Below are 6,141 nucleotides of genomic sequence, written 5' to 3'. Positions count from 1 at the left end.
GGCTGCAATGAATGATGAATACATGATGCTTCTTCTCAAATCCTTTTGTCAAGGCTGATTGAGATGCTCTTACCCTGGATCGGGTCTCAGGAGTGTATAACGGCATCCAGCTAATTTTTTAGAGGTGCGAGATGTTTGGGAACTTCTAAAAAAAAGCGCCGTCACGGTATCCAAATTCGTTATTTCATAAAAAGTAGGAGTCCAAATGAACGAAGTATCTGAGAAACCAATTTATAGAGTTCTTAATCTATTGTCGCTGCTAGCGCTGGCATACTATGCAGCTACTTCCATCAATTATATTTTCGAGAGTGACGCTCAAATCTACAGGTACGATAGCCAGAGCAATTCCAACGCGTCACCAGCCCAACTAGCAGCACACCGCTAGGAATAAATAGTAGAGATTTTCTCTCAATTAATGCCGAATTAAATTTCGGAAAATTTGCTAATCGTTAACGATCAGCTCGAAGTTAACAACAATTAGTAAAAAACTATGGGCTAAAAAGTAAATAGTTTCACTCAGAGGTATTAGCGCTCGAATGGGGAGCACATCAATGAAAGCAGCCAACCTAGAAATTGGAGTTGGGAGGCAGGAGGCAGGAGGAAATAGGAAGAAAGAAGGAGCCAGAAGAAGTGTTTTTACAAATATTGAGATGATCCCATCGGATGTACTACAAAAATTAACTGTTTAATGGGTTCTCAAAAGAGACCAGAGTGATGAAAGGATGGGTAAGCATTTTCATCAGTAAAAGCATTAATAGCTTTATTAATCCCTTCATCAAGAACATTTGAAGGTGGATATGCTTGAGAAGGGAAAATCGCTTTGATTTTTGCCCAAGACAACTCTATCGGAGATAAATCCGGCGAGTATCGAGGTAAAAATTTTACCTTTGCTCCGATAGATACCATCAAAAAATTGACGGCTTCAGCATTATAAATAGGTAAATTATCCATACCTACAATTGCGCCAACCCATAACTGGAGCAGGAGTCGCCAGCAGCCCAAAATTTTAGATGCTAGTTCCAGTTCCCAGATTCATCTGTGGACTAAATCTAAAATCTAAAATCTAAAATCTAAAATCTAAAATATAGTGACAGTACCGTCACAAATCTACCGGCCAACCGTTCATCCCAACTTCACCAAAAGAAGATCGCTGCATTGTCGGATTTGGCGGATGGATGCGGCTCATGGTTGAAATGACGGAGAGGGGTTGAAAAACTGGGTTTTTTAGCCAAAATCCTACATTGATCGTGAGGGATTTGGCGGGAAACATCAAGGTGATGAGGCTCAAAAGTCCGTCAGGGACTGTGTTGGGATGCACTTGTGATTGAATCCGGCCTCCAGCGTGCGCCGACTTGCTTTCAAAGCCAGCTAAAAAATTTTGATTTCTGGGGAACTATTGGCGAAAATCAAAAGTCAAGTCAACAACAGTGTACTTAAAAGAAGTCGCAGCTCAGTTCCAGCCCCATTGCGGGCGATCGAACTCTCCGGCGATGACAGTGCCCGCGGGCCCGGTGCAACTTCTCAATCTTGAGAGCATACTCCGATTAAAAATGGTCTCTGTGTATCTTCCGGGTATTGTTTTAATAATGACTAGCCACACAGACGGTCATTATGGTAAACTCGCAAACGTTTAAGTGGAATATTTTCGTGTTAGAAGAGGCAGTGGTGGAGTCGAGAGTCAAAAGCAGGAAACAACCGAGATTTGCTGCTCAACGAATACAGGATTCAACTCGCGCTCCCAGGCTCGCTGCTGACAATTTAAATTACATGACAGCTTATAGCAGCCGGGTCAATTAGGGTCTCAACCGATGTCCGGTTTCCTTTATTGAATCCCTTTGGAGGGAAAAGTGTATTGTAGTAAAATGATTAATCTTTTAGGAGGAGTGTAAATGACACAGGTAACAAATCCAACAACACCAGCAAGTTCACTATCTGGAGGTCTCGGTGGCGGTGGCTTTACCGTTATCGGCACCCAAGGCGATAACAGGTTGAACGGCGGTCCCGGCAGCGATGCCATCCAGACTTTTCTGGGCAATGATGTCATCGGCGGTGGCGGTGGCAACGACCTGATTCTATCGGGCGGCGGCAATGACAGTGTCGGCGGCGGCGACGGGGATGACAGGACCGCTTCTGGTTCCGGCGCCGATGTGGTCGCTGGTGGCGGCGGCGCCGATGCCATCTTTGCCGGTAAAGGTGATGACCTGGTAGACGGCGGCGAGGGCGATGACTTGATTTCTGGCGACAGAGCCAACGACACCGTACTCGGCGGAGGTGGCAACGATACAGTCTTTGGCGGCCAAAACAACGATGTTGTCAGTGGTGGCGATGGCAACGACAGTCTGTACGGCGGTAAAGACAACGATACTGTCAATGGCGGCGCTGGCAATGACTTTATCTCTGGCGACAGAGGAAATGATGTGCTTACGGGCGGTTCTGGCAACGATACGTTCTCCTTCGTGACTGGTGTTGGTGGCGAGTTCGGCCTAGACACGATCACTGACTTTACGCCAGGCGAAGATAAGATCCGCTTGAAATCGGGTGGTGTGTTTAACAGTTTAGGCAGCAGCGTCGATTCCACTGAGTTTGTCGTGGTTTCTGGTTTCAACGAAAATACTCCAGGAGCAGCCACGACGAACAAGTTGGTCTACGACCCAACAAGCGGTAAGTTGTTCTTCAACGGCACCAGCGGAGTGCTAACTGTTGCTCAGTTGCAGCCTGGCCTGCAGCTTAATGCCTCGAATCCCTCGACCTACTTCGAGTTGTTCTAAAACAACTGGCAGTTGTGGGGCGGCACCGGATAAGATTCGGGGCTGTTCTCACAAAGCCGGTAGTTTTAAAGGATTTCAACCTCACTCTGCCACAAGCGGGGTGAGGTTGAAATATTCAATGCAGGAACTACAGCAGGGGTAGTTAAAAAAAATCATCGACAGTTATTGATAAAATTAATCGATCGCCCGATGGGGAAAAATATAAATCAATACGCTTGGGTTAAGGTCGATCCCCCCGGCGCCTAGGGCGGGCACGGGGGCACCGCCCCTACAAGGGGGAGGCACGGGGGCATCGCCCCGGCGCCTAGGGCGGGCACGGGGGCACCGCCCCTACAAAGGGGAGGCACGGGGGTGGGACAAGAACTTACTATTGCGTCGCCCAACAACCAGGGATGCTGCAAGGGATCTCGCCCGGAATAAATATTTTTAACCCAAGCGTATTGAAATATAAATACAAAGTTTTTAAATTACACTTTCTAGGTTTTACTGAAGCGGTAAAGAAACCGCAACTGCACCGCGAGCAATGAGCACTGAAGAATATATCCGGCAAGCCCAAATTTATTTGAACCGGGGGAAGTTAACTGAGGCGATCGAGTTTTGCAAACAGGCGATCGAACTTCAACCGTTTTCGCCCACGGCTTACACGACTTTAGGCGAAATTCTCGAAGCTCAAGGCGATCCGACGGCGGCAAGAGACGCTTTTGTGCAAGCTTTGGAGATTTCGCCGCAGTTTTTTCTGGCTCATGCTTATTTGGGTCAACTTTACAGCGACTATGCGTGGCTGGATGAGGCGGTTTTTCACTACCGACAAGCTCTGGATTTGAAACCAGATTGGGCAGAAGTTCATTATAACTTGGGAAATGTTTTTCACAAGCAGGGTAATTTGTTGGGGGCGATCGACTGTTACCGAAATGCGATCGCCCAAAAACCGGATTATCTTGATGCTTTATACAATCTGGCTGTGGTTTTAGATGAAAATAGTCAGCTCGAAGCGGCAATGGATACCTACCGACAGGTGATTGCCGTGGCGCCGGATTACGTGAAAGCTTACAGCAATCTGGGTGTGATTTTGCTAAAGGACGATCGCGCGGCTGAGGCGATCGAAGTTTACCAGCGGGCGATCGAGATTAAGCCGGATTGGGCGACGCTGCACAATAATTTGGGTCAAGCCTTCCTGGACAAAAGTCCCGATCGGGCGATCGCATCTTACCTCACAGCTATTGAGTTGGAGCCGGACATGGTTTTGGCTCACTACAATCTGGGGAAAGCGTGGCAATTACAGGGGGAACATTCGGCGGCGCTTGCTTGTTTCGATCGCGCGATCGAGATTAATTCCGACTATATTTCAGGCTATACAGACGCCGGGTTTTCTTTGATGGTTTTGGGCAAAATTGCTGAAGCCATGCCTTATTTTCAGCGGGCGATAGCTCTGAAGCCTGATTTTGTTGAAGCTTACTGCCGCTTAGGAGACAGGCGCAGAGTGGCGGCGGTAGATGATGATGAATTGTCAAGGGCGATCGCTGCGTGCGATCGATTTCTCACAGCATTGATGGGAAGTTCGGCAACGGATTTTGTAGCGGATGTAACGGATGTAACGGATGTCACGGATGTCACGGATTTAACTGATTTAAAAGTAAATAAAAAAGATGGTGTGGCTAGATATTTGTCAAGTGCAGCTTGCGAATTACCTGTTGCTGAAATTTGCGATTATTTAGCAGAAATATACCTGCATTTGGGAAATGCTTTAACAGAGTACGGCGGGCACGAATCTGCCGCCGCTTATTATCAAAAAGCTTTGCAAATTCAACCACAGAATGCAGAGATTTACTGGCGGGTGGGAAATTCCTTAGCCCAGCAAAAGCGGTTCGTTGCAGCAATTGCAGTTTACCGCATGGCTTTGACGATTCAACCTGCTTTACCGCAGGTTTATTTTGAGTTGGCTAAACTGCTGGAAAAAGAGGGGCGCTGGGAACGGGCGCTCGATTATTATCAAAAAGTTTTAGAGTTGCAATTGCACGGGTATGGGGAGCAGAAAAAGTGGAAAAAACAGAGCTTTATCTGGCCTGATAGCACTTCTATAAAACCTCCTCACGCTATTTATTTATCGAGCTGGGATTGGCTGGTTAATGCTAAGTTGGATTCAGAGAATTATGTGGAAATATTTTGGAAGCCTGCACCAGAAGCAAGTGCAGAAAATATTCCGAATTCCCAATTTGCGAGATCCAATTCCAAATTGGCAAATTCCGATTGTACCGGGTTAACTTGCGGGCTGTGTTTGCAGCGACTTTCTAAGTGGTTCGATCCGGTGCATTTGGGTTGGGGAGTTTGTCGTTTGTCCAACTCGCAACCGATACCTGTGGAGTCGCCCAAGACTTTTGTGGCTGCAATTCCTAACGGGCGAGTTTGGATTGTGCCACAGGAAAATTATTGGCTGATTTGCAAGGCGATAGCTGTAATTACTCCAGACAATTATTTGTTGGCTGATGTGTCGAGAGATTATCCGGGGTTTTTGCCGGGATGCGAAAAGCATGATGTTAGAAAACACAGCGTTTTTCAGTTAGAATCATTTCCAGCTTTAAAGCAAATTGACGGCAGGGTGGCGGTGCTTTCTGGTTTGTCGGGAAATGTCTATTTTCACTGGATGGTTGATGTTTTGCCGAGGATAGAATTGCTGCGGCTCAGCGGTAGGGATTTGGCGGAGATTGATTGGTTTTTGGTCAATAGTTGTCAGCACCAATTTCAGCGGGAAAGTCTGAGAATTCTGGGCATTCCCGAAGAGAAAGTCTTGGAGAGCGATCGCGTGCCTCATCTTCAAGCAACCGAGTTAATTGTGCCGTCTTTTGCGGGATATTTGGGCTGGGCTTCTGGGTGGGCGATGGATTTTTTGAGGCGGGAGTTTCTCAAGGGAATTATACCTAGTTCGAGCTATCCCAAACGCATTTATATCAGCCGCAGCAAAGCAAGATACCGACGAGTTTTGAACGAGGAAGATGTGGTTGAGGTGTTGGAGAAATTTGGGTTTGTTTCTCTTTTACCTGAGTCGATGTCTTTGGCAGAGCAAATTGCTCATTTTTTCCACGCTGAGGTAATAGTTGCCGCCCACGGCAGCGGCTTGACAAATACGATTTTTTGTAGCCAGGGAACTAAAGTAATTGAGTTGGTGTCGCCTCACTATATCAGCCATTATTACTGGGGAATCAGTCAATATTTGCAGTTGGAACATTACTTTTTAGCGGGCGAGGCTTTTGAATGCTATCCTATTAGACAGTTGATGTATCAGAATTCGCTGACTGAGGATATTTTAGTGAACTTGAGTTCGCTGAAAAAGATGGTTGAGGTGGTGGGTTTGGGTTAGTTGGTGTCTGGAGTAAGT

5 protein-coding genes are annotated in these 6,141 nt (G+C 46.8%); 4 read left to right on the top strand and 1 reads right to left on the bottom strand.

The features are described from left to right. Window positions 1-205 precede the first annotated feature (205 nt). Together QUB35_RS24690 and QUB35_RS24685 are read left to right on the top strand one after the other, a co-directional pair. Window positions 206-385, top strand: coding sequence for a hypothetical protein (locus QUB35_RS24690; RefSeq protein ID WP_333144313.1), 180 nt, complete (start codon window positions 206-208; stop codon window positions 383-385). Window positions 386-551: 166 nt separating this feature from the next. Next, complete coding sequence (locus QUB35_RS24685; protein WP_333144312.1) at window positions 552-689, top strand: hypothetical protein; 138 nt, start codon at window positions 552-554, stop codon at window positions 687-689. A 7-nt stretch (window positions 690-696) separates the two neighbouring features. Here QUB35_RS24685 and QUB35_RS24680 read toward each other — a convergent pair whose 3' ends face one another. Then, window positions 697-1,002, bottom strand: coding sequence for a transposase (locus QUB35_RS24680; RefSeq protein ID WP_333144311.1), 306 nt, complete (start codon window positions 1,000-1,002; stop codon window positions 697-699). 887 nt (window positions 1,003-1,889) lie between these two features. Between QUB35_RS24680 and QUB35_RS24675 the strand changes: the two genes are divergently transcribed. Together QUB35_RS24675 and QUB35_RS24670 are read left to right on the top strand one after the other, a co-directional pair. Beyond that, window positions 1,890-2,768 carry a calcium-binding protein gene (locus QUB35_RS24675; protein WP_333144310.1) on the top strand — a complete coding sequence of 293 codons (879 nt, stop codon included), beginning with the start codon at window positions 1,890-1,892 and terminating at the stop codon, window positions 2,766-2,768. Between the two features lie 523 nt (window positions 2,769-3,291). Beyond that, window positions 3,292-6,123 carry a tetratricopeptide repeat protein gene (locus QUB35_RS24670; RefSeq protein ID WP_333144309.1) on the top strand — a complete coding sequence of 944 codons (2,832 nt, stop codon included), beginning with the start codon at window positions 3,292-3,294 and terminating at the stop codon, window positions 6,121-6,123. Window positions 6,124-6,141: the final 18 nt, after the last annotated feature.

Source organism: Microcoleus sp. B13-B6, from assembly GCF_036705405.1.
GTDB lineage: Bacteria > Cyanobacteriota > Cyanobacteriia > Cyanobacteriales > Microcoleaceae > Microcoleus.
The sequence above is the reverse complement of the archived record's forward strand: the minus strand, read 5'-3'. Positions and strand labels throughout refer to the sequence as shown.